Annotated in this window: 20 protein-coding genes; 7 read left to right on the top strand and 13 right to left on the bottom strand. The window is 70.4% G+C overall.

From position 1 onward, the window contains the following. Window positions 1–41: 41 nt before the first annotated feature. The 5 genes from E0D90_RS10610 to E0D90_RS26560 all read right to left on the bottom strand — a co-directional run bounded on the left by E0D90_RS10610 (window position 42) and on the right by E0D90_RS26560 (window position 1,338). On the bottom strand, window positions 42–266 hold the full coding sequence (locus E0D90_RS10610; RefSeq protein WP_130797508.1) for a hypothetical protein: 225 nt from the start codon (window positions 264–266) through the stop codon (window positions 42–44). Continuing rightward, window positions 263–511, bottom strand: coding sequence for a hypothetical protein (locus E0D90_RS10605; protein ID WP_130797506.1), 249 nt, complete (start codon window positions 509–511; stop codon window positions 263–265). The genes E0D90_RS10610 and E0D90_RS10605 overlap by 4 nt, the downstream gene beginning before the upstream one ends. A gap of 34 nt (window positions 512–545) precedes the next feature. Further along, complete coding sequence (locus E0D90_RS10600; RefSeq protein ID WP_130797504.1) at window positions 546–833, bottom strand: hypothetical protein; 288 nt, start codon at window positions 831–833, stop codon at window positions 546–548. A 119-nt stretch (window positions 834–952) separates the two neighbouring features. Further along, window positions 953–1,180: a DUF7848 domain-containing protein gene (locus E0D90_RS10595; RefSeq protein ID WP_130797502.1), complete on the bottom strand. Its 228-nt coding sequence runs from the start codon at window positions 1,178–1,180 to the stop codon at window positions 953–955. Next, window positions 1,177–1,338 (bottom strand): hypothetical protein, encoded by a 162-nt coding sequence (locus E0D90_RS26560; protein WP_157996849.1) that lies wholly within the window; start codon window positions 1,336–1,338, stop codon window positions 1,177–1,179. Before E0D90_RS26560 ends, E0D90_RS10595 begins: the two co-directional genes overlap by 4 nt. Before the next feature lie 500 nt (window positions 1,339–1,838). Between E0D90_RS26560 and E0D90_RS10585 the strand changes: the two genes are divergently transcribed. The 7 genes from E0D90_RS10585 to E0D90_RS10555 all read left to right on the top strand — a co-directional run bounded on the left by E0D90_RS10585 (window position 1,839) and on the right by E0D90_RS10555 (window position 9,841). Continuing rightward, window positions 1,839–2,693, top strand: coding sequence for a helix-turn-helix domain-containing protein (locus tag E0D90_RS10585; protein ID WP_130797500.1), 855 nt, complete (start codon window positions 1,839–1,841; stop codon window positions 2,691–2,693). Further along, window positions 2,629–2,841: a DUF397 domain-containing protein gene (locus E0D90_RS10580; protein ID WP_130797498.1), complete on the top strand. Its 213-nt coding sequence runs from the start codon at window positions 2,629–2,631 to the stop codon at window positions 2,839–2,841. Before E0D90_RS10585 ends, E0D90_RS10580 begins: the two co-directional genes overlap by 65 nt. A gap of 115 nt (window positions 2,842–2,956) precedes the next feature. After that, window positions 2,957–3,214: a DUF397 domain-containing protein gene (locus E0D90_RS10575; RefSeq protein WP_130797496.1), complete on the top strand. Its 258-nt coding sequence runs from the start codon at window positions 2,957–2,959 to the stop codon at window positions 3,212–3,214. 965 nt (window positions 3,215–4,179) lie between these two features. Then, window positions 4,180–5,406: a methyltransferase, FxLD system gene (gene fxlM / locus E0D90_RS10570; RefSeq protein WP_130797494.1), complete on the top strand. Its 1,227-nt coding sequence runs from the start codon at window positions 4,180–4,182 to the stop codon at window positions 5,404–5,406. A gap of 84 nt (window positions 5,407–5,490) precedes the next feature. Beyond that, window positions 5,491–5,673, top strand: coding sequence for a hypothetical protein (locus E0D90_RS10565; RefSeq protein ID WP_103502109.1), 183 nt, complete (start codon window positions 5,491–5,493; stop codon window positions 5,671–5,673). A 221-nt stretch (window positions 5,674–5,894) separates the two neighbouring features. After that, on the top strand, window positions 5,895–8,648 hold the full coding sequence (locus E0D90_RS10560; protein ID WP_170214958.1) for a lantibiotic dehydratase: 2,754 nt from the start codon (window positions 5,895–5,897) through the stop codon (window positions 8,646–8,648). Further along, the gene (locus E0D90_RS10555; RefSeq protein WP_130797491.1) at window positions 8,645–9,841 is read left to right on the top strand and encodes a lanthionine synthetase LanC family protein; all 1,197 of its coding nucleotides are present in this window, start codon (window positions 8,645–8,647) and stop codon (window positions 9,839–9,841) included. Before E0D90_RS10560 ends, E0D90_RS10555 begins: the two co-directional genes overlap by 4 nt. A gap of 123 nt (window positions 9,842–9,964) precedes the next feature. Here the strand turns inward: E0D90_RS10555 and cas2e are convergent, their stop codons facing one another. From cas2e to cas3, 8 genes are all read right to left on the bottom strand, one after another. Beyond that, window positions 9,965–10,309, bottom strand: coding sequence for a type I-E CRISPR-associated endoribonuclease Cas2e (gene cas2e, locus E0D90_RS10550; protein ID WP_130797490.1), 345 nt, complete (start codon window positions 10,307–10,309; stop codon window positions 9,965–9,967). Continuing rightward, a complete protein-coding gene (gene cas1e, locus E0D90_RS10545) occupies window positions 10,306–11,250 on the bottom strand; it encodes a type I-E CRISPR-associated endonuclease Cas1e (RefSeq protein ID WP_130797489.1) in 945 nt (314 codons plus the stop codon). Before cas1e ends, cas2e begins: the two co-directional genes overlap by 4 nt. Further along, entirely contained in the window at window positions 11,247–12,002 is a 756-nt protein-coding gene (gene cas6e / locus E0D90_RS10540; protein ID WP_130797488.1) for a type I-E CRISPR-associated protein Cas6/Cse3/CasE, read from the bottom strand. The genes cas1e and cas6e overlap by 4 nt, the downstream gene beginning before the upstream one ends. An 18-nt stretch (window positions 12,003–12,020) precedes the next feature. Continuing rightward, window positions 12,021–12,797: a type I-E CRISPR-associated protein Cas5/CasD gene (gene cas5e / locus E0D90_RS10535; protein ID WP_130797487.1), complete on the bottom strand. Its 777-nt coding sequence runs from the start codon at window positions 12,795–12,797 to the stop codon at window positions 12,021–12,023. Continuing rightward, window positions 12,794–14,002, bottom strand: coding sequence for a type I-E CRISPR-associated protein Cas7/Cse4/CasC (gene cas7e / locus E0D90_RS10530; RefSeq protein WP_130797486.1), 1,209 nt, complete (start codon window positions 14,000–14,002; stop codon window positions 12,794–12,796). The genes cas5e and cas7e overlap by 4 nt, the downstream gene beginning before the upstream one ends. A gap of 29 nt (window positions 14,003–14,031) precedes the next feature. Beyond that, on the bottom strand, window positions 14,032–14,919 hold the full coding sequence (casB, locus tag E0D90_RS10525) for a type I-E CRISPR-associated protein Cse2/CasB (protein WP_157996848.1): 888 nt from the start codon (window positions 14,917–14,919) through the stop codon (window positions 14,032–14,034). Then, window positions 14,916–16,679 (bottom strand): type I-E CRISPR-associated protein Cse1/CasA, encoded by a 1,764-nt coding sequence (gene casA, locus E0D90_RS10520; RefSeq protein ID WP_130797484.1) that lies wholly within the window; start codon window positions 16,677–16,679, stop codon window positions 14,916–14,918. The genes casB and casA overlap by 4 nt, the downstream gene beginning before the upstream one ends. Window positions 16,680–16,748: 69 nt before the next feature. Continuing rightward, the gene (gene cas3, locus E0D90_RS10515) at window positions 16,749–19,679 is read right to left on the bottom strand and encodes a CRISPR-associated helicase Cas3' (RefSeq protein ID WP_227870123.1); all 2,931 of its coding nucleotides are present in this window, start codon (window positions 19,677–19,679) and stop codon (window positions 16,749–16,751) included. Window positions 19,680–20,352 lie beyond the last annotated feature (673 nt).

The following is a 20,352-nucleotide window of genomic DNA, read 5'->3' as shown; positions in this document are numbered from 1 at the left end:
GCCGCCACCCCGCGCCCCGCCACCGGCGACGAAGGTGGTGGTCACGGAGGAGTCGACGGCGACCGTGGCGCCGCGGGCCTGGTGACGGTCAGGTGAGTGGTGGGCCTGAGAGTGATGCGGGTGTCGGCGTCGAGTTCGAGGCGGGTGAGGCCGCCCCGGTGTTCGGCGAAGGTCACGCGGCTGGTGTCGCCGCCCAGGGTGAGGTAGTCCCCGATACGGATGTGGTCAGCGGGCAGGCGGAGCGCGCGGGCGCGGAGGTGGGTCACGGCCGGCCCGCCACCGACTTCACGGCCGGGTGCTCACGCAGGGCCGCGTTGAGGACGGCGACCTCGTCGCGGGTGAGGTTGCCGAGGTGGACCAGGTATCCGGGGCGGCGGCAGCCGTCGCACGGGTCGAGGACGTCGATGTCGTCCAGACGGACCCCGAGGTCCTTGATGTGGTTGAACAACTCCTGTGCGGCGTCCTCCAGTTCTTCCCGGTCGGAGTTGGCAAAGCTGATCTCTTCGAACATCGCTGTCCCTTGGCTGAGGCGGCTCGGGCGGGGTTCAGGGGCTGTGTTGCAGAAGGCGGCTGGTGGCCGGGCGGCGGATGGGCCGGGCGGAGACCGAGTAGAGAACCTCGACCTCGGTGTCCGCCCCGGCGTCGTTCTCGACGGGGCCGAGGCCGCAGATCCGATCCGGGCCACGGGCGTTGACGGAGACCGGGTGCCCGGCCAGCAGCGCAGCGAGCTGCACCCGCCGGTACGCCGAGTCCTCCGCCCACTCCCGGAAGACCTCCGCCGCGCCGCACTCCGGCCCCAGCGCCGCGGCCATCCGCAGCCCCTCCGCCCTCATCCACGCGAGAACGCCCGACGCACCAGGCGTCCACCGCCCGCCCAGGTGCCACTCACCCCCGGCATCCGGTGACCGCGCCACCGACTCACCCCAGTACCCGGCCACCCGCAACGCGCCACTCACGCGCCCTCACCCCGCGGCACGACCCGGTACGGGCGGGACCACAGCTCCCGGTACCGCACGTGCGAGGGGTGGTCCTCCAGGTGGAACACCACCCACATCATGGCCGCGTCGCCGGTCGGGGCCTGCGGTCCCATCTGCGCGCAGGAGACGCATTGGGCGCGATGGATGAGTTCCCCGTGATCCGGTTCCATCGTGAACCGCCGGAATCGGTAGCTCTGATTCATCGCCGGTTCAGACCTTTCAGATGACGATCGATAGCGCGAGCCAACTCGGCTTTTCTGGCCAGCAGTTCACGCAACGTGGGAACCACGTCGTTCAGATCCACCAACGGCGTTTCTTTCGGGGCCTGTTCGACGGCCCGGATGCTGATGGCAGGAGTCACGACACCCTCCCCTGGCGGACGACGAGCCGGCCTCGCCGCGCGGCGCCGCAACAACGCCAACCGCGCTCGTCCACGAACCGGGCGAGGGATCGCCCTCCTCGACCCGGGCGAACTCATGGACCACCCTCCGCCCGTAGGCCCGCAGCGTCCTGACGACAGGCTTTGGCGATTTTCAGAGCCACTTCGGGCAACATCACGCCGACTTCGACCAGGCGAACCGGCCCGTTGCGCGGGCAGTCCCACACCCGGGAATCGGCGACGACCGGCAGGACCACACCGAGACCCCGCAGCGCCTCACGCAGCTCCTCGGCGGCCGACTCCGCGCAGGTCCCACGCCCGGCAACTATCACGGTCTTCTCCTATCGCTGTGCGATCAGTGACGTACATCGACGAAGAGAAGTCGCCGAATGTGTTGGACTGCTCACACCTTGCACCCGCCGAAAGTAGGCTGGAAGCCATCTCGGCTCTACATATGACGAGTCAATCGGGAGGGAATTCGCATGTCACAACGAGCGCCCTATGCGGAGGAGTTGCGGGCCCGCCGGGAGGCGGCCGGACTCACCCAGAAGCAACTGGCGGAGAAGATGCTGGTTCATCCGTCACTCGTGGCGCACTGGGAGGCCGGACGCCGCAAGCCGTCCTACGACGACGCCAAGCGCCTGGACCGCGTCCTCAACACCGGCGGCACCTTCGAGCGGTTCCTTCGGGACAACCCGTTCGCGCAGCACTTCGACCGCGCGGCACAGGCCGAACAGGCCGCGATCCGCATCGAGGAGTACGCACCGGTCCTGGTCCCGGGGCTGCTGCAGACCGAGGCTTACGCGCGCGCCGTGCTCGGCATCGCGCGGATGCACTGGCCGACGGGGGCGCTCGACGAGCGGGTTGTCAACCGCGTCAAGCGGGCAGAGATCCTGAAGGGCGACCTGCCGGAGGCAGGCTTCATCCTCTCCGAAGCCGTCCTGCGTCTGCCTGTCGGCGGACCCGAAGTAATGGCTGAGCAGATCGCGCACATCATCGCGCTTGTCCGCGCCGAGCGGGTGCGAGTGCAGGTGGTGCCGTTCTCGCAGGGAGTACACGCCTCCATGGCATCGATGCTCTGCCTCATGAAGTTCGCCGATGGCCCGGACATGGCGTACGTCGAGGGGCTGTACACCGGCAATGTGATGGACGCCGATTGTCCGGACGATGTCCAGCGATGCCGGGACGCGTACGATTCAGCGAGGGCTGCCGCACTGCACCCGGAGGCGTCACTCCAACTGCTCGAAACCGTCATGGAGGAGTACAGAAGCTATGCCCGCAACCTTCAGCCGCAGCAGCGTGTCATGGCGCAAGTCGAGCTACAGCGGCCCCGATAACGGTTCGTGCGTAGAGGTCGCGGACGGCGTCCCGGGGGTGCTCCCGGTCCGCGACTCCAAGACCCCGAACGGCCCGGCCCTCGCCTTCCCGGCCGCCGACTGGTCGTCCTTCGTCACCGCCCTCAAGCACGGACACCTGACGAACTGAGCGCCACCGCAGCCGGGGCTCCGCCGAACCACCACCGAGCGGAGCCCCGGCGCGGGCGACACGTCGCAAATTGAGCATCCCGACAGCTACTCCACACACGCGAGGAGCCAAGGCCATGCCCACACCCACCCACCCCACCTGGCGCAAGTCCACCCACAGCGGCGGCGACAACGGGTCTTGCCTCGAAGTCGCAGATGGCTCCAGCGCCAGACCAGTTCTCCGCGATTCCAAGGCCCCGAACGGCCCAACCCTCGCCTTCCCAGCCGCCGACTGGTCGTCCTTCGTCACCGCCCTCAAGCGGGACACCCTGACACGCCGAGCATCAGCCCACACCAGCGAGGCCCGAAATGCCGGAGTTTGGCAAAGTAAGTAAAATCCACACCCGCCGCGCCTAACGCCGCAGCTCGCGACCTGTCTTCCCCGCGCACGCGGGGGTGTTCCCGCGTCGACCGACTCACGGTCAGCCCCGATGATGTCTTCCCCGCGCACGCGGGGGTGTTCCCGCCTCAACGTCCTGGCCGTTCTCGTCCGTCGGGTCTTCCCCTCGCACGCGGGGGTGTTCCCGGGGGACGTCCTACTGACGTCAGTAGGACGTCGTCTTCCCCGCGCACTCAGGGGCGTTCCCGCCAGAAACTACGCCCCCGCGTGCCTGGCCGAGTCTTCGCCGCGTGCGCCGTGCTTCTCCCCCGCTTGCAGCAAGCCGTCCGCGACGAGTGCTCCGTGCCACCTACGATTGTAGTAGGTGGCCGCGAACCTACCTCCGTAGCAGGCAAAGGGAGTTCTCGGGCTCGCATCCCCCCAGGCGAGGTGCCCCCTCGTCTTCTCGCCGCACGCGTTCGGTTCACTCCAGGGCGCGGCGCTCGTTTTCGCCTCCCCCGATTGAGGGTCCGCTGTCACACACCGCGTCACCTGGTCAGCCCAATCGGCGCTCCGACACTGCCCGCAATGCCGGTGAGGTCCCGTAGCCTGCCCAGGGCCAGACGCCAGCCCGCTTTCTCCCCGCGCAGGCGGGTGTACTTCGCCGTGGGTTGCCCTACGGTTGCCCGCGTATGGACCCATACGCGGTTTGCATCTTCCCCGCGCATGCGGGGGTGTTCCCACGCGGACGTCGCCCGACATCGCGCCGAGCGCATCTCCCGCGCACACTCGGTCCTCCATCGGCGATAACGCCGGCTTGGAGTCTTCCAATCCTGAGCCACCAGCACCGACTGGGTTTCTACGGCACCAAGTTTGCCGAACCAGCAATGCGACTGTCGGTCGGTTGTCCGCACTGAACGCACCAGTTCGATCCCGGCGGGTCGAAGCCGGGTGTCAACACGAAGGGGTTGAGGTGATGTGATGGAGGACGAAAGCGTGACTACAGAGGTGGAGGCGGATCCTGACCAGCTCCGCGAGCGAATGGTTCGGGGGTTCATCGACCGCGGGGAGATCGTGTCCCCCGCAGTGGAGAGGGCATTCCGGCGGGTGCCCCGGCACCGCTTCGCCCCGGAGGTACCCGCGGCGGAGGTGTACACGGCACCTGAAGCCATCCTCACCAAACGCACGGCTGACGGTCGGCCGGTCAGCTCGGTGTCGGCGTCGTGGCTGCACGCACGGATGCTGGAAGCCGCGCGGCTGGAGCCGGGCATGCGGGTACTGGAGATCGGCTCGGGAGGGTGCAACGCGGCGCTGCTTGCCGAAATGGTCGGAGACGAAGGAACCGTCTGCAGCGTCGACATCGATCCGGACATCACCGAGCGAGCACGCCTGCTCCTGGATGAGACGGGGTATACGCGGGTAAAGCTGCACACAGCTGACGCTGCGCTGCCACTCGCCGGGACACCGCCCGACGGGTGGGATCGCATCATCGTCACCACGGGCTCAGCCGATCTCCCGGACGCCTGGTTCAGTCAACTGGCCAGCGAAGGAAGGCTGATCGCACCGATCCGATTCCGTGGCCTGTCCCGCACTCTGGCCTTCGCGTGGGAGGAGCAGCATCTGCTGAGCGACACGACCGTCGTATCAGGTTTCCTGGCAATACAGGGACGTAGCGCGCACGCCCCGCACGTGGTGAAACTGGCTGATTCGGATGTCCGTTTGGTGGTGGACGAGCAACAGAAGGTTGACGACGAGGCGATGCGCACAGCGTTCTCAAGCCGTCGGCACCAGCTGTGGACCGGCGTTCAGCTGAGCGGTTCAGAGGGGCTGCTGCCGCGTCTGGACCTCTGGCTGGCGGGTGCGGTGGCCCCCTACGGACGTTTGCGTGCCACACAGAAGGCTGTACAACGTGGTCTCGTCGGGTGGGTGTTGGGCACCGGTGCGGGCGCCGTGTGGAACGAGGATTCCCTCGCCTATGTGACGCTGCGCAATGCGCCCGAGGCACCCGGCCGCTTCGAACTGGGCGTAGCGAGCCATGGCCGAGGCCAGGGCCGACTCGCCACCGTGCTGGCCGACGCGGTGGTGCGCTGGGGCGATAAGGCGCGGCAATCCGGTGAGCCGAGCGTGCGCGCCTATCGGCGCGGAGGGCCGGATCAGCCCGGCGGAGTGGTGATCGAGAAGGAAGACGCTCGGCTGACGGTCACGTGAGATCCCCGGACGGCACCAACCGGGACACCGGTTCATGGCCACGTCTCCTCTCCTACGGGGACGTTCGTCGACAAGGAGGAACGGATGACGCAACCACTGGAAGCTCCGGTCAAGGAAATGGCGGACGCCTTCGACCTGGAACTGCAACAGCATCCCATCGGTGAACTGTCGGCCTGGCCTGGCGGCGGCGAAGACGGCGAGGAAGGCGACACCACAGGTGACGGCTGCGGTGAGTCGCCGCCCCAGGGGCCGACCACCGGTTGCTGAGTCAGCAGGCGGCTGTCGTGGTTCTGGTGCCAGGCACCAGAACCACCGACAGCGCGTGCCCGTGCCCGGGTCGTTGACCCTGTTGCTTCTCGGCCCTCAGAAAGGTCGGTGGTGCGATGCCCCGCAGGATCTTCACAGCTCAGCCAGTGGCGATGGCCCGGATCCCTCTTCGCCCATACAGTGCGGCAGGCGCATCGGGCCGCGGACTTCTCGCGGAGGGCGTGTACCTGGCCAGTCGCGACTTCAGCGATGCCACAAGCGCGGGCGGCGATCGCGTCCGGGCGACGTGGCGGGCGTACGACCTGCGCTCGCGGTTCCGCACGACACCGCACGGCGTCTTCGTCGGCGTGGCGGAGGCCAGGCTGAACGCTCGTACCGCCAAGTTACGACTGGGACACAGCCACCGCGCTGTCACCACTCCGAGCCCTGGCTGGTTGATGGCTGCGGCCGGTCAACTGCTGCTCGAAGAGCCCGCACTGCTCTCCTCGCTGACTCTCAGCACCACGAACCTGGTCACCCGGCGTAACGGGCGACTGGAAGCGGAACACCCCGCGCCGACAGGGGCCGAACTCGGAAGCGTGAAGGAAACCGAGGTGTCCCGCTGGTTGATGCGCACCTGTGCCGAAGCAGTTCCGGCGGCAGGCGTGCTCAGCAGCCTCGCGGATCGTTATCCGGCGGCAGACGAGGAGGACATCCGCCGGGCCGTCCGGGACATGGTCCGGGCCGGCCTGCTCCTGTGTGACCTGCTTCCCGACGACCTGCGCGACGACCCGCTACAGCACCTTCTCCACCGCCTGCCCGGACACAGTCGAACTTCCGTCGAACTTCGGCGGCTGCGGACGCTGCTCAACAGTGCCGATGGCCACCCCCCAGGCGCGGCCCAACGACGAGCGCTGCTGTCCGCCGCACGGGCCCAGGCGGACTCCGTGCACCGGACCGCCCAACCCCTCGTGGTGGACTGCCTCGCGGACTCACAGCTGGCACTGCCGCCGGCAGTCGGCCAGAACGCTGCCCTGGCCGCCTCCGTGCTCTGGCACATCAGCCACCGTAAACCTGCACTGACTCACTATCACCGGCGATTCAGCGCAAAGTACGGACGCCACCGTCTCGTTCCCCTGCTGGAGCTTCTCGACCCAGCGGTCGGGCTGGGGCCGCCCGGGTCACACGACTCCGTCGGAACCGCGGAAGAGCTCAGCCCCACCCGCGCCGCCGCGCTGGCCACTCTTCTCTCCGATGCCTTACACGCCCGGGCAACCGAGGTCGTACTCCAGGAGAGGCACCTGGACCAGCTCGCCCACGGTTCGGCACTGCCACCGCCGCGTACAGCAGAGATCCATCTCCAGCTCCTCACAGGCACCGCGCAGGAACCGTCCGTCGCCGTATCGCCCGGCACGGGCTCCCAGAACGGCGGTGCTGCCCCGGGGCGATGGGCCCGGTGGCTTCCTTCGCTCGTGCCGCCCGAGCCTGCCGACGAGGGTAGCGGCCCGATGATCGCCGAGATCGTCTGCCGCCCTCGCAGCGGAACCCCGGGGGCCGTCACTGCCGAGACGGGCGCCCCGCCCTGGAGGATCCCGGTCGGCGTAGCGACGCGCCCCGGCGACCTGCTCCTCGAAGAGCTTGCCGTGACCACCACGGGGACCCACCTGGTGCTGTGGTCCACCCGCCACCATCGACCGGTCACTCCCGTCCTCTACAGCCGCGTAGCGCCGCGTCTGCTGCCGACCGCCGCGCACGTCCTGCACCTGTTGGGGCATGCCGGGAGTCGCCCCTGGCACCCGTGGAGCTGGGGACCGCTCGCCATGTTCCCGTTCACGCCACGCGTGCGCTACCGCCACATCGTGCTGTCACCGGCCCGCTGGCAGCTGCCCCAGGACCTGGCTGCCTCCGCTGACGACCGGCGTGCTTTCTTCGCTCAGCTCGACGCCTGGCGCAAGCGGTGCAGCCCAGCACCACCCGACACCGTTCTTGTCGCGGAGACGGACCGCTGTCTGCCCGTCAGCTTGCTCGACCAGGACGAACGTGAGCTGCTGCGCCGCAGCGTCCATCGCGGTACTCGAACGCTCCTGGGCCCCCTCGGCCCGCCCGACGCCCTCGCCGCGCTTCCCGGCCCCGAAGGACAGCGTCACCTGCTGGAACTCGTCGTCCCCCTGCGACGCAGGGGGGACCCGATCCCAGTCCCGGACAATCCTCGGCGTGCGCGACGGGCAGCGCACAGCACCCCACATATGCCCGGGGGCAGTTGGCTGTCAGCGGCACTGACCGGGCCGGCCGAGCAAGACGACGCCAGTCTGCGCGCGCTGACTCCCGTGCTGGAACAGATCGCCCGCGAACCCGGCATCGACCGCTGGTTCTGGCTCCGCTACGACAGCCCCGCTCTCGGACCCCATCTTCGCCTGCGCTTCCATGGCCAACCGCTCGTTCTCGCATCAAGGGTCCAGCCAGAACTCGCGAGAGTCACACGGCGGCTTCGCCAGCTTGGCTTGCGCAGCGCTCTTCACCTAGAACCTTACGATCCAGAGTCCGAGCGGTACGGCGGAGCACAGGCCATCAACGCGGCCGAACTCCTCTTCCGTGCCGACAGCCACTTCGCTCTGATCGCGTTGCGCCAACCAGAGGACCAGCGGCTTCTGATAGCTGCCGCCTCCGCGTTGAATATTGCCACCGCCTTGGCTCCTGACCAGCCCAGAACCGCACTCGCACCAGGCCGCCTCAGACCGGAAGAACGCCGCCGTCGCGACGCCCTCCGCCCCGCTTCCCGCCGCTTCGCCTCCGCTGCCCAGCACGAAGCACTCGCCGTAGCCGCAGAAGAGCGCCACCAAGCCCTCGTCACATATCGCGGGTTGGTTCCCGCAGAGCAACGTGCCCAGTGCGCGTCCGACATCATTCACATGAGCGCCAACCGGCTACTGGGCACAAACCCCGGCCACGAGCAGATCGCTCGGACACTCGCCGTTGATTCCCTGCTCCGCCGATGACCGACAGCCACAGCCTCAGCGCTGTGTCGGTCATCGACGTGGCGAACGGGCTCCGTGACCCCGAGGCAGTTGCCGCCGCCGTGTCGGCCCGAGCCGCACACACCCTGTGCTACGGACTCGCGGGCAGCGCGCTGCTTCACGCCTGTCTCGCTGACGCCCAGACCGCCGCAGCCCATTGGAACGCGGCATCACTCGCGCTCGGCAATGCTCCTCCCGACGGGATCCACACGGGACCCGGAGCGCTGGCGACCTCCCTGATCATCGGCACCGGTTACTTGACCGCGAGAGGCCCACATCACGAACTGGTCCCCCGGGCGACTGTCTGGCTGGCCGCCCGCGCCGTAGCGCTTGCCCATCGGCAGCTCCACTACCCGCCGGACCAGCCGACCTGGGCCGTCTATGACTCGATCAAGGGGCTCGCCGGTATAGGTCGGATCCTTCTCGCGGCCTGCATGTCCGGACACGAGGCCGAAGCCGGCGAAGGACTGTGTACCACGCTCAAGGCCCTCACCAGCCTGCTCCTGGCACCGAACGGAGTACGCCCAGGGTGGTGGCTTCCCGCAGACGCCCATCCCGACCCCACCCGGATACCGCCGTCCGGAGCGGCCACCACAGGTCTCGCTCACGGCGTCGCGGGGCCTCTGTCCCTCCTGTCCATCGCGCAGCTCGCCGGCCAGACCGTGCCAGGCCAGACCGACGCTGTCGCGGTCGCGGCACACTGGCTCCGCAAGTGGGCGAGCACCGGGCCTTCCTGGCCTCCTCACATCAGCGGTGCGGACCTCGACACGGACGCCGCTCCCGGCGCCGCCGGCGGCGTTCCGGGGCGACGAACCGCCTGGTGCTACGGCGAGCCCGGAATCGCCAGTGCCCTCACACACGCGGGACGCGCCCTCAACGACCAAGCCAGCCTTAACATGGCCAACGCCGCCTTGAACAATCTGGCCGCCGATCCAACACGCTGGGACGCCGAAGGTACCGGCCTGTGCCACGGCACCGCGGGCCTGCTGCAAGTCGGAGTCCGCTGCAGCCCCGACCTCGCGCAGACCGCAGCAAGAACACCCGGGCCGCAGGCCGGCGCCGCACCCGGCTTCCTCAACGGCACTACGGGCACCGCTCTGGCCGTCGCCGACCACGTCGGCCTCCTCAGCCACCCGCCCCTGGCCGCCTGGGACAGCATCCTGCTCCTGTCGTGAGCGCGGAGCGGGCCCGCTCCTCCATCGCAGCACGCTGGCGCCTCTCGACACATGCGAGCTGTACGCCCACGGTGACGCGCATCTGTCTGTCGTCGGTGCGCCACCACAGTCCGCGAACTGGGCTCAGCGGCCGAAGCGGCGGCGTTGGGAGGCTTTGCTCCAGCCCTGCTGGGGTGGTGTGTTCGTGGCCGGGCGCCGGTCGGGGCGGTGGATGAGCGTCAGGCCCTCGTGGTCGGTGGGCCGCCACGCGTGGTCGTGGGTGCGGAAGGTGTAGCCCTGTTCGTTGTCGGTCTGGTAGGCGAGGAGCGCCCGGCCCTGGCCCCGGTACGTGCGGACCTCCTCCCACAGCAGGTCGCGGATGCGGGCCGAGGTCGAGCCCAGGAAGACGCCCGGCGAGATCTCCAGCAGCCAGCGTGTCAGGAAGCCGCGCAGCCCGGCCGGGCAGTTGGTGAGGACGATGACGGTCACCAGATCGGCTCGTCGCTGGAGTGGTTGCGGCCGGACTCGACCTGGACGTCGCCGTCGGACTGCAACGTCACCCGGTCCTCTCCTTCGCCCGCGTCGGGGTCGTGGCGCAGCAGCCGTCCGATGTCCCCTACGCACCGTTCGAGCAGTCCGGTCGCCTGAATGCGGTCGCGGACGGCCCGCCGCGTCCGGGAGCCCATGTCGTGGTCGCCGTCGGCCGCCGCGTCGAACGCGGCGGGGATGCCGATCTCGGTCTTGTAGAGGTCGGCGATGTCGTAGACGAAGGAACGGTCGCCTCCGGAGTGCACGAACCCCAGCGCCGGTGAGCAGCCCAGGGCGGCGACCACCGCGTGGGCCACGCCGTACATGCACTGGGCCGCCGCCGTGATGCCCTGGTTGGGGGCGTCGGCGGCGAGGAAGTCGTCGCGGTTGTACTCGCGGCGCTGCCACGGGACGCCGGTGCGGGCCGACTCCCGGCGGTAGCAGTGCATCATGCGCCGGCCTTCGGCGCTCAGGAGGTCCTGGCGGCTTTTCCCCGAGGGGTCCTCGTCGGGGAAGCGCTGCCGGTACATGTCGCGGGCGACCTCCAGCCTGGTGCGCCGGTTGGCCCAGGCGGTCGCCTGGGACTCGGCCATCCCGGAGGAGCGGGAGAGGCCCCGGCCGCCCGCGTAGAAGCGCACGCCGTGTTCCCCCACCCACACCACGGCGGCCCCGCAGTCGCCGAGGACCGCCATCGCCTGATGGGTGACCTTGGTGCCCGGCCCCAGCAGCAGTGCGCCGATGGTCGCCGAGGGGATGTACGTCTCGCCGTCCACGTCCTTGGCCGTGATCGCGTTGTCGTCGCGGTTGACGACGCAGCGTTCCAGGTAGATGAAGGACAACCGGTCGCCGATCCGGCCGAGTTCGTGCGGGGAGGAGGCGCCGCGTTTGCTGACGGTCGTCATCGCCTGCCCCCGGGCACCACGGCTTGCACGGGCGCGACGGGAGCGACGGGAGCCAGCGTGAGCAGGCCGCAGCCGTACGCCTTCGCCTTGCCGATGCCCTGGGTCATGGCGGTCCGCAGCTTCGCCACGTCGGTGATCCGCAGCCGGCCGTCGAACGTCACCTGGGTGAACCGGACATCGTTGCCGACCGCCGCGCCGGGTTCGCGACGGAAGCGGGAAGGGCTGTGGTCGCGGACGACGAGTTCGTGTTCGTCGCCGTACTCCAGCAGCCGGCGTTCCTTCGGCTTCTCCACCACCTCGAAGCCCCCGCGGTCCTGCTGCTTGAGCAGCCATGCCTTCTGGTGGGCAGGGGTGCGGTGCGCGGTGCGTTTGGTGGGCGTCCCCACGGGGTCCTTTTCGCGCCTGGTGTGACGGACCGGGTTGGCGGTCAGCCGGAACGCCCAGATGTCGCCGGGGGCGAGCGCGTCGAGGAACTCGGTGTAGGCGTAGCTCTGCCATCCCGGTTCCAACGTCGGCCAGCCGGCCTGCTCCACGAGGTGGGTGAAGTCCGGGCGGTCCGGGCTGACCACGAACAGGGACGCCCGCGACTGCTGGTCGTGATCCAGGCGCCACAGCACGCGCGGCCGGTCGCCGTCGCGGTGCGGCAGTTCGGGGAAGGCGGCGTTGACGGCGCCGTGCACCCGGTGCGGGGAGCTGAGCAGCCGACGCGCCCCGGACCGCGCCCCGTTGATGCGAAATCGTGTCAGATACATCGGTTCGGAGTCCCTCGACTAGGTATCGGCTACGGTCCCGGTCTCCGGCCGGGACCCCGACGGGGAGACGGGCGTCAGGTGCGGGGTGGGGTCGTGGTCGACGACTGCGGACGGCTGGGGAAGCGGCGCGTCCGCGAGCCTCGACCGGACGCCGCGCAGCGCGTAGCGGCGATGGTCGTGGCCGAAGCTCTCCGGGGTGTCCCGAATGGTGAAGTCCGGTACGTCGTCGTCCACGCACTCGATGAAGAGGTCCAGCTTCGGCAGCTCCTCCGGCGCGGGCCGGCGCCCGCCCTCGTACCCCAGCCGCCGCAGGTACCACCCCGACGCCTGCCACGGCGCGCTCCGCAGGACGTCCTCCAACGCGCCGTCGACCGGCGGGCCCAGGTCGACCGGACGCGACGGCGGGCAGGACCTGCGGCCCAGGAAGGGCAGGAAGCCTGGCGCGAGGAGAGCGCGGTACAGCTCCCCGAGCAGCGCCGCGTCGCCCTCCACGGCGGCCACGAAGACGGCGTCGGCCAGATAGAACCGCTCCGAGACCGGCATCGACTTCTCGGAGACGGCGTGGCGCGCGGTCTGGTAGTCCCGCAGCCGCTCGCCGGGCTGGTCGACCCGCACCCCGAAGCGCAGCGCCGCCAGGTCGCCGAGGGCGGCGTCACGGGGACGGCCCTCGGCGGCGGCGAGCATCCCCAGCACGCCGCTCTTGGTGGGGGCGTTCTCCGTGCCGCGCCGCGCGAACCGGGCCGACGCGCCCCAGGACTGGAGCGGTCCGGCGAGCCGGATCAGCAGCACACTCATTCGCCCGTCCCCAGGCGCTCGGCGACGGCGCTCTCCACCTGGTCGAGCAGTTCGGCGAGCGTGACCTCGGTGCCGAGCGCCGCCAGCTTCTTCGTCTCCTCGCCGACCCGCAGCACCCAGGTCCGGTCGCCCTCGGCGACTCCGTACTGCTCCTCCAGCGCGGGAACGTGCTTGGCGAGGCGGTCGCAACTCTCCGCCATGAAACCGCCGTTCTCGCCCACCCGCACCGGCTCCTCGAACGCTCCGACGAAGCTCACCGGCCTGCGGTCCCGCAGCTTCACCACGACGGCGGCCGGGAGGGTGTGGTGTCCGAAGGTGTTGACCTTGCCGGTCGGCAGCGAGGTGACGAACCCCTCCAGGAAGACGCGGGCCGCCTGCTGCGCAGGGGTGCTGGGCGACGCGGACGGCTCCAGCCCCACCCCGAGCGTGTGGTGCAGCTCGGAGAGGTCGACCGCCGCGTAGCGGTACAGCGTCGCGGAGTTGAAGTCGATGGTGCCGATCATCCCGGCGCCGGACTCCTCCTTCTTGTTGCTGTCGTCCACCGCCGTGTAGTAGTCGGACTCGATGTCGGAGGCGTGCGTGCCGAGCGCGTGAGCGACCTGGGTCGCGGCGTCCACGTTGAGGTCGGCGGAGTCGGCGACCATCCGGCCGAAGAGCGCGATGTCCACGGAGTGCCGGGTGTTGACCGCCCGCTGCGCGGCCGTCTTGTTCTCCTTGGCCTTGAGGAAGGTCTTCAGCGCTTCGACGTCTCCGTCCGGGGCGCCCGCCAGGGCCAGTTCGGCCAGGCGGTCCAGCTGACGCCGACCGAGGAACATCAGGTAGCTCGACTCGGGGGACTCCTCGGCTGCGTCCTCCTCCGCACCCGACTTCTTCCTGCGGACGGGAACCTCGATCTTCGACCCGGTGGCGGCCCGCATCATCTCGGCCGCCAGCGCCACGGCCTGTCCACGGCTCAGCGACGAATCCGCGGCCTCGATGCGGTCGGCGACGGCCTCCGCCACCTTCTTCGTCCTGGTGCCCAGTTCGGACTCGGGCAGCAGGTTCCTGAACTCGTCACGGGTGGCCCGCTTCCACGCCTGGGAGGAGACCCGGGCTCGCCGGACCCCGCCGTAGGTGGCGGTCTTCGGGGTGCCGGTGTCGTCCCGGTTGATGTTGCTGGGCGGGACGTTCTGCAGGATGTGGATGTCGAGGATCGCGCGCGTCATGTCGTATTCCGTTCTTCGGGTCGGAGTGGTCAGCTCTGTGCGGCGCCGGCGGGAGGCTCGCCGCCGTCACCACCTCGGGGCGCGGGTACAGGCGCGGCGCCGTCGCCGTCGGGCTCCTGGCGGCGGAGGTCGGCCCGGCGCAGCGGGCGGAGGAAGTCGCGCCCCCAGTCGCGCCGGACGTCCGGGCGCAGCGCGGGGTTCTGCCAGCGCGCGAGCTGGTCGGCGAGACGTCCGTAGTCGAGGGGCAGCCGTTCGGCACGCAGCAGCAGTACGAGTTCGCGCAGCCGGACGGCGAGGGAGTCCAGCGAGCTGGCCGTGCCGACGCGCACGAAGCGCTTGCGGATCGTCTCGCTGATCGCGCCCGCGTCCCCGCTGGAGGACTTGGCCTCCGCGGCGGTGCCCCCGGCCGGTTCGTCCCCCTGGGCGCCGGACGGCTTCGGCCATCCCCCGCCCGCCAGGGTTCTCACCGCGGAGCCGAAACGCGCGTTCCAGACGTCCATCTCCTCGTCCCGGACGGACTGCTGGTGCAGCGCGTAGAGGGTCAATGCGAGGTGGACGGCTTCCTGTTCGTAGGCGACCTGGCGGGGGCCACGGTAGGGCTCACCCGCTGCCTCCGCCTCGTCCTGAATCTCTGCGAGGTACTCCAGGCCGCTGATGCCCCAGGCGGTCGGAGCCTGGAGGGCGGGTCGGCCCGCGCCCCGCCGGAGCTGCGCGAGGGCGGCCACGGCCGCGGCTTCGTCCTTGAGGTACTGGCGCTGGAGGCGGGCGATGGCGGCGTCCACCGCGCGCAGCGAGAGTCCGCCCTTCCGTTCGCGCTTCGGCTTGCCGGCTTTCGCGGGCGCGGCCTGCTCGGCTGCCGTGTCCGTGGCCGTGGCCGTGTCGGCAGGCTGCGGCTGCGGCTCGGTGGTCGTGGTCACTCGGTCGCCTCCGGCGCGTCGGTCTCGTCGGTCGGATCGGTCGGATCGGTCGTTGTGGGCTGCCCGCCGGCGGTCGGGGCCAGCGGCAGGTACTTGCCGAGCGCGGCGCGGAACCACGCCTCCGCCTGGGCATCGGTGACATAGCGCTCGCCGAGGCCGGGGACGCTCACCCAGCGGCCTTCCGAGGCCGCCGGACCGGCCGAGTTCAGCAGCGACCGGGCCAGCCGCTCCGTCTCACGGCGCACGGTGAACTGCCAACGCGCCCGGGCCGCTTCGAGATCGTCGGTGCCGTCGGCGTCGTCGGCCTCGGCCAGACGCACCAGCCAGGCCCGGTAGGGCCCGTCCAGCGCGCCGTAACCGAGGTCCCGGGCACTCTCGGTCGGGCCCTCGGCCGCCGAGCCGACGGCACGGGCCAGGTTGGCGGCGAGGTTGCCGAGGGCGCGGACGCAGCTGTCGGCGTCCTTCAGCGCGTCCACCGCCACGCTTCCGTGTTCGTGGTCGTCGCGGTCCAGCAGCACCAGCGGCATGACGACGGCGTCGTCCACGATCTCGTCGATCACCGACTGCTGGGTGCCGTAGACCGCGCCGACGGTCCGCAGGCGGAGCAGCCCCTTCGCCAGCTCCAGACCGCCGTCGACGGAGAGCAGGCGCAGCCAGCGCACCACCCCGGACGGCAGCGTCTTGGGCGCCTCGTGGTCCGACGCCGCCTGGGGCGGCTCGCTCCGCGAGGGGAGGATCGCCTCCAGCCCGCGCCAGGCGGCCCGGCTCGGATCGAGCTGGCGGGGCATGTACACCAGCGGGCGCTTCTGCTTCTTCTCCTGCGCCGGGCTGCGGCGCCAGCCCGACATGGGCTCCAGCTTCCAGGGCGCCAAGAGAGCGAGCGGGTCGCCGTAACCGAGGACCACGCCCGTCACGGCGCCGCCCGTGCGGACCAGGCGGACCCGGCGCGCCTGCCAGGTGTAGAGGTCACGCAGGCCGTCCGGCTGCCGGGTGCCGTCGTCCTTGTCGCCGCCGCCGGGGCCGGTGGGTGGCCGCCGCCAGGCGGGGCGGTCGGTGTGCCGTGCGGGGTAGGGCAGTCCGAGGATCTCGGGCTCGTTCAGCGGGAGGAGGTTGAGCAGCAGCGTCTCCCGGAGGGTGTCGCCCTCGGCGTACACCGCGCCGAGCAGACCCGCCGACCCGACGCCCAGCGGGTACACCCGGCCACCCTTCACCCGCTTGTCACCCGCCATGCCGGACTTGATGCCGGAGGTGTCGTACGCGTGGGCGTGCACCAGCCAGCGCGCCGCCTCGCCGAACGTCAGCCGTGCGACGCCCGGCCGGCGCATGGAGAAGAAGGCGTCGCCGTTGGGGACGTCCGCGACCAGCCGGTTCAGCGACGCGACCTCGTCCTTGCCCGTGCGAAGACCGGCCACCTGGAGGAACGGCCGCTCCGCGTGCAACAGGTCGAAGGAGTCTCGGTGTTCGGCGAAGTAGCCGGGCACGAGGGCGAACGGTTCGGGGGCCTCCCAGAGAGCGAACCAGTCCTCCCGGGCCTGCGGGCCGTCGACCGCGTCATGGAGTACCGCGAGCAGCAGCCGCAGCAGTGCGAACTCCTGGGTCGGCAGGTCGCCCACCAGTCGGCGGATGGTGTCGGCCTGGGCGAAGGCACCGCTCAGCGATACCTCGTCCATCGTGCCGTCGGTGCGGAGCACGGGCAGCCACGGCTCGTCCGTCAGGTCGAACGACGGCGGCGCCGAGGTGGCCGTGGCCGGCGCGTTCACCTGCCACCGTCCACGGCGGCACGGAGAGTGCGGCGGGGTGGTGCGGTGGAGCGGTTCGTACGGGTCAGTTCACGGGGCATGGTCATCGTCCTCGTCATGCGGAAATGAGGGCACGTCGGCAGAGGACACCCGGAGCCCGTCGGCCTCGCTGTAGTCCAACTGAGACCCTGTCAGACGAGTCCGACAATTCTCGTCCAAAGCCAGAATTAGCTCCCCGGCCAGCCACGGACACTCCGTGACCTGCCAGCCGGGAATCTGCAGCCGTTCCAGCTCCGCGATGGTCCGGTCGATCGTCCAGGGCTTGGAGAAGGCGGCGGGCAGCGACAGCGCGCTCGCCGCGACCGCCTCGGCGGAACGGGGACCCGGCGGGAAATCGGTCGGCAGCGGCAGCCCGCCCCGTCCGTCACTCAGCCACGGCACGGTGGTGAATGTGCCATCGCTGAGTTGACGCACCACCAGCACTTCGAGGCTGTCCTCGCTGTCGCGCACCTGGGCCCGCCCCGCGGCGGTGTCGTCGGCGTCCCCGACGCCCGCGTCGATCCAGCCGAACAGCGCGCGCCCGTCCGGCTGCGCCACACCGAGCAGGAAGGAACTCGCCTTCTCCTCTGCCTCCTTGAGTTTCGCGACGTGCTCCTGATGGGCGGACGCCATCGCCTCCGCCCACGCCTCCGGACCAACGGCGGAGTCGTCGTAGGCGGCCTGGACCAGCGGACTGATCCCCTCCGGGAGGGCCACGGGCTCTCCCGCGAAGTGCGGCAGCAGCACGGCCAGCGCGCGCAGCAGGGTGTGCGCCCCGTAGACGGCGCGCGAGCCGTCTGCCGCCAGCGGTGGCGCCTGAGCCCAGTCGACGCCGGTCACCAGGCAACGGGCCGCCGTCAGCCGGGGCGGACGCGTGCGCGGATGCCGATGGAGACGGCCCATCCGCTGGAGCATCAGGTCGACCGGGGCGAGATCGGTGACCAGGAGGTCGAAGTCCACGTCCAGGGACTGCTCGACGACCTGGCTGGCCACCACGACATGGCGGTCCGGTCGCGCGCCCCTCGGACCGAACCGCTCCCGGAGGAGCGTGTCCCGCGCCGCGCGGTCAGCGGCGATGAACCGCGAGTGCGCGACGGTCACCGCGTCGTGCCCGAAGCGTGCGCGCAGGACCTCGGACGTCTCCAGGACACGGTCCACGGTGTTCCGGACCACCAGGGCGCAGCCGCCGTCCTCCAACTCGGCTTCGAGCCGGTCGGCCAGTTCTTCGAGTCCGTCGTCAAGGCGTTCAAGACGCACCTCCGTGCGCCGGTCGGACGCGGCAGCGGGAGTCGCGATCAGCGGGGCGGTGCCCGGCGAGACCGCCGTGATCAGGGGGTAGGTGTCGGCTGTGAGCGTCCCGGCGGGCAGTGACTCGGTGGGCAGTCCCTCGCCGGGCAGTGACTCGGTGGGCAGCCCCTCGCCGGGGAGCGCCGAAGCCGTTCCCGGCCCGGCGTAGGCGGCGGCTAGCGCTGCGCGACGACCGGCCGGAAGCGTCGCGGACAGCAGCACGACCGGCACCCGGTACGCCGCGAGCCACGACAGCACCCGGTCCAGATAGCGGTTCATGTAGGCGTCGTAGGCGTGCACTTCGTCGATCACCACGACCTTGCCCGCCACCGCCAGATGCCGCAGGGCGAGATGCCGGCTCTTGAGACCGGCGAACAGGACCTGATCGACCGTGCCGACCGCGAACGAAGCGAGCAACGACTTCTTACGGCCGCGCAGCCACTGGTGGGCGTGCAGCCCCGCCGGGCGGCGACGGCTGCCGCCGCGCTGGCCGCCGATCCGCTCCGACGCCTCCGGTTCGACGGCTGCGATCGTCCGGCGGCCGGACCGCAGCATCCCCGCCCACTCCTTGTTGAGCGCCGCCTTCGCGTGCGCCAGCACCACCGAACGCGGACCGTCCAACGGCAACCGCTCCAGCCACGACAACAGCCTCGGGAACATCGCGTCGCCGGTAGCGCGCGTCGGCAGCGCGATCAGACACCCACCCGCACCCGAACGCGCCGCCAGGATCTCGGCAGCGGCGAGCGCGGCCTCCGTCTTCCCCTCACCCATCGGCGCCTCGATCATCAGCAGCCCGGCAGGCGCCATCTCCCGCGCCACACGCACCGCTTCGGCCTGCACCGGACGCACCTCGGCCCCCGGAGGCAACTCGAAACGGTCGGCGAAGATCTCACCGACCCCGCCGTCCGGCTCCTCCGGCTGCCAGGGGCCAGGAAGGTCCAGCCCCTCCCAGGCCGCCGCCAGCCGCCGCGCCTCCCCGGCCGGACCACCCACCCCGCCAGGCGCCCACGACTCCGAGTCGTACGGGAACAACTCCGCCGAACTCGCCACCCAATCCGACAGGATCACGAGCGCGGTCAGCGCGACCTGCGCCGGCTGGGAGAGCCGCACAGACCGCCAGGCGGCGAAACGCTCCGTGACCCCGGCCAACTCCGCGCAGCCGTCCGCGAACTCGAACTGAACACGGCGCCACACCTGTTCGGCGTCGCCCCGGTGGTGCAGCAGACGCTGCCGCGTCTCAAGGTTCGCGAACTGCTCGTGTGTGGGCGGCGTTCCGTGATGGCCACCGGCCACGATCGCGAACTGCGCGGAGACACGCGGCGGGAACCCGTACCGCTCGGACAGCCAACGCTCAAGGATCAGTTGCCCCGCCAGACCGTGCGGCGCCAACTTCCGGTCCTCGCCGTACTCCTTCGCCGTGAGCATCCGCAACCCGTGGTCACGCATCACCGTCGCCAGGGGGTCCACCTGACAGGCGAAAGCCGGAGTCGCCTTCCCCGTGTCATGACTCGCCGCCATCCACACGGCCAGCCTCCGGCCGTCCTCCACCCCACCGGGCAGCGCCTCGGCGATCAGCTCCCGAAGGTTCCTCGGCAGCCACTCGTCCCACAACCGCCCCGCCACGGCGCCGCTGTCGGCCATGTGCCGCCACAGCGGAAGCCAGGCGTCATCACTCCGGTCATGCTTCGCCCACACCGACCGAGCAGCCGGGGACAGCCGCCCCAACGGTGTCTCCCCCGACTCGACAGATGGCCGGTGAGCGCCCGATGACACAGACACACTTCACCCCTCGTTGAGAATGCTCAGAACGTGGGGGGTGACGCACAGTGTGCACGATCAGGCTGGGCACGGGAACGAAAACCGGGCAGTTGCGGAATATCCAGATCTGACCGAGGTCGACGTGATAATGGAACGAGCACAGCACCCCGAGTGACATCCACCCGGCCGCGACGCTACGGTGAGCAGATGACGGAGAGGGCGAGGCGTCCGAAATGCCGGAGTTTTGTAAAGTAAGTAAAATCCAGCACCGGCCGACCTAAACCCCCAGCTCACCACCTCTCCTCCCCGCGCACGCGGGGGTGTTCCCGTCGTCACCTTCTGGCGGGTTCTTCGAGATCGCTCCTCCCCGCGCACGCGGGGGCGCCCCCTCGGTGGCCGGCGAATCCCGTTCGCCGTCGCCTCCTCCCCGCGTACGCGGGGGTGTTCCACGTGATGGGCGTGCCACCGAACTGACGGCGGGCTTCCCCGCGCAGGTCGGTACCCGGCGTTGCCACGCGGTTCAGCCCGTGTCTCGCAGCCACGCCGCTCGGTGCGGCGTGAAGGTGTCGGTGGGTGCGGGTGGTGTCGGGGGGCTGGGCGATGATGGGGG

Source organism: Streptomyces otsuchiensis (assembly GCF_004305975.1).
Lineage (GTDB): Bacteria > Actinomycetota > Actinomycetes > Streptomycetales > Streptomycetaceae > Streptomyces > Streptomyces otsuchiensis.
The sequence above is the reverse complement of the archived record's forward strand: the minus strand, read 5'-3'. Positions and strand labels throughout refer to the sequence as shown.

Excerpts from the sequence above, each read along its gene's own strand:
- E0D90_RS10605 (WP_130797506.1), bottom strand. The coding sequence starts at position 511 with ATGTTCGAAGAGATCAGCTTTGCCAACTCCGACCGGGAAGAACTGGAG.
- E0D90_RS10600 (WP_130797504.1), bottom strand. The coding sequence starts at position 833 with ATGAGGGCGGAGGGGCTGCGGATGGCCGCGGCGCTGGGGCCGGAGTGC.
- E0D90_RS10595 (WP_130797502.1), bottom strand. The coding sequence starts at position 1,180 with ATGAATCAGAGCTACCGATTCCGGCGGTTCACGATGGAACCGGATCAC.
- E0D90_RS10585 (WP_130797500.1), top strand. The coding sequence starts at position 1,839 with ATGTCACAACGAGCGCCCTATGCGGAGGAGTTGCGGGCCCGCCGGGAG.
- E0D90_RS10580 (WP_130797498.1), top strand. The coding sequence starts at position 2,629 with ATGCCCGCAACCTTCAGCCGCAGCAGCGTGTCATGGCGCAAGTCGAGC.
- E0D90_RS10575 (WP_130797496.1), top strand. The coding sequence starts at position 2,957 with ATGCCCACACCCACCCACCCCACCTGGCGCAAGTCCACCCACAGCGGC.
- fxlM (WP_130797494.1), top strand. The coding sequence starts at position 4,180 with ATGGAGGACGAAAGCGTGACTACAGAGGTGGAGGCGGATCCTGACCAG.
- E0D90_RS10565 (WP_103502109.1), top strand. The coding sequence starts at position 5,491 with ATGACGCAACCACTGGAAGCTCCGGTCAAGGAAATGGCGGACGCCTTC.
- E0D90_RS10555 (WP_130797491.1), top strand. The coding sequence starts at position 8,645 with ATGACCGACAGCCACAGCCTCAGCGCTGTGTCGGTCATCGACGTGGCG.
- cas1e (WP_130797489.1), bottom strand. The coding sequence starts at position 11,250 with ATGACGACCGTCAGCAAACGCGGCGCCTCCTCCCCGCACGAACTCGGC.
- cas6e (WP_130797488.1), bottom strand. The coding sequence starts at position 12,002 with ATGTATCTGACACGATTTCGCATCAACGGGGCGCGGTCCGGGGCGCGT.
- cas5e (WP_130797487.1), bottom strand. The coding sequence starts at position 12,797 with ATGAGTGTGCTGCTGATCCGGCTCGCCGGACCGCTCCAGTCCTGGGGC.
- cas7e (WP_130797486.1), bottom strand. The coding sequence starts at position 14,002 with ATGACGCGCGCGATCCTCGACATCCACATCCTGCAGAACGTCCCGCCC.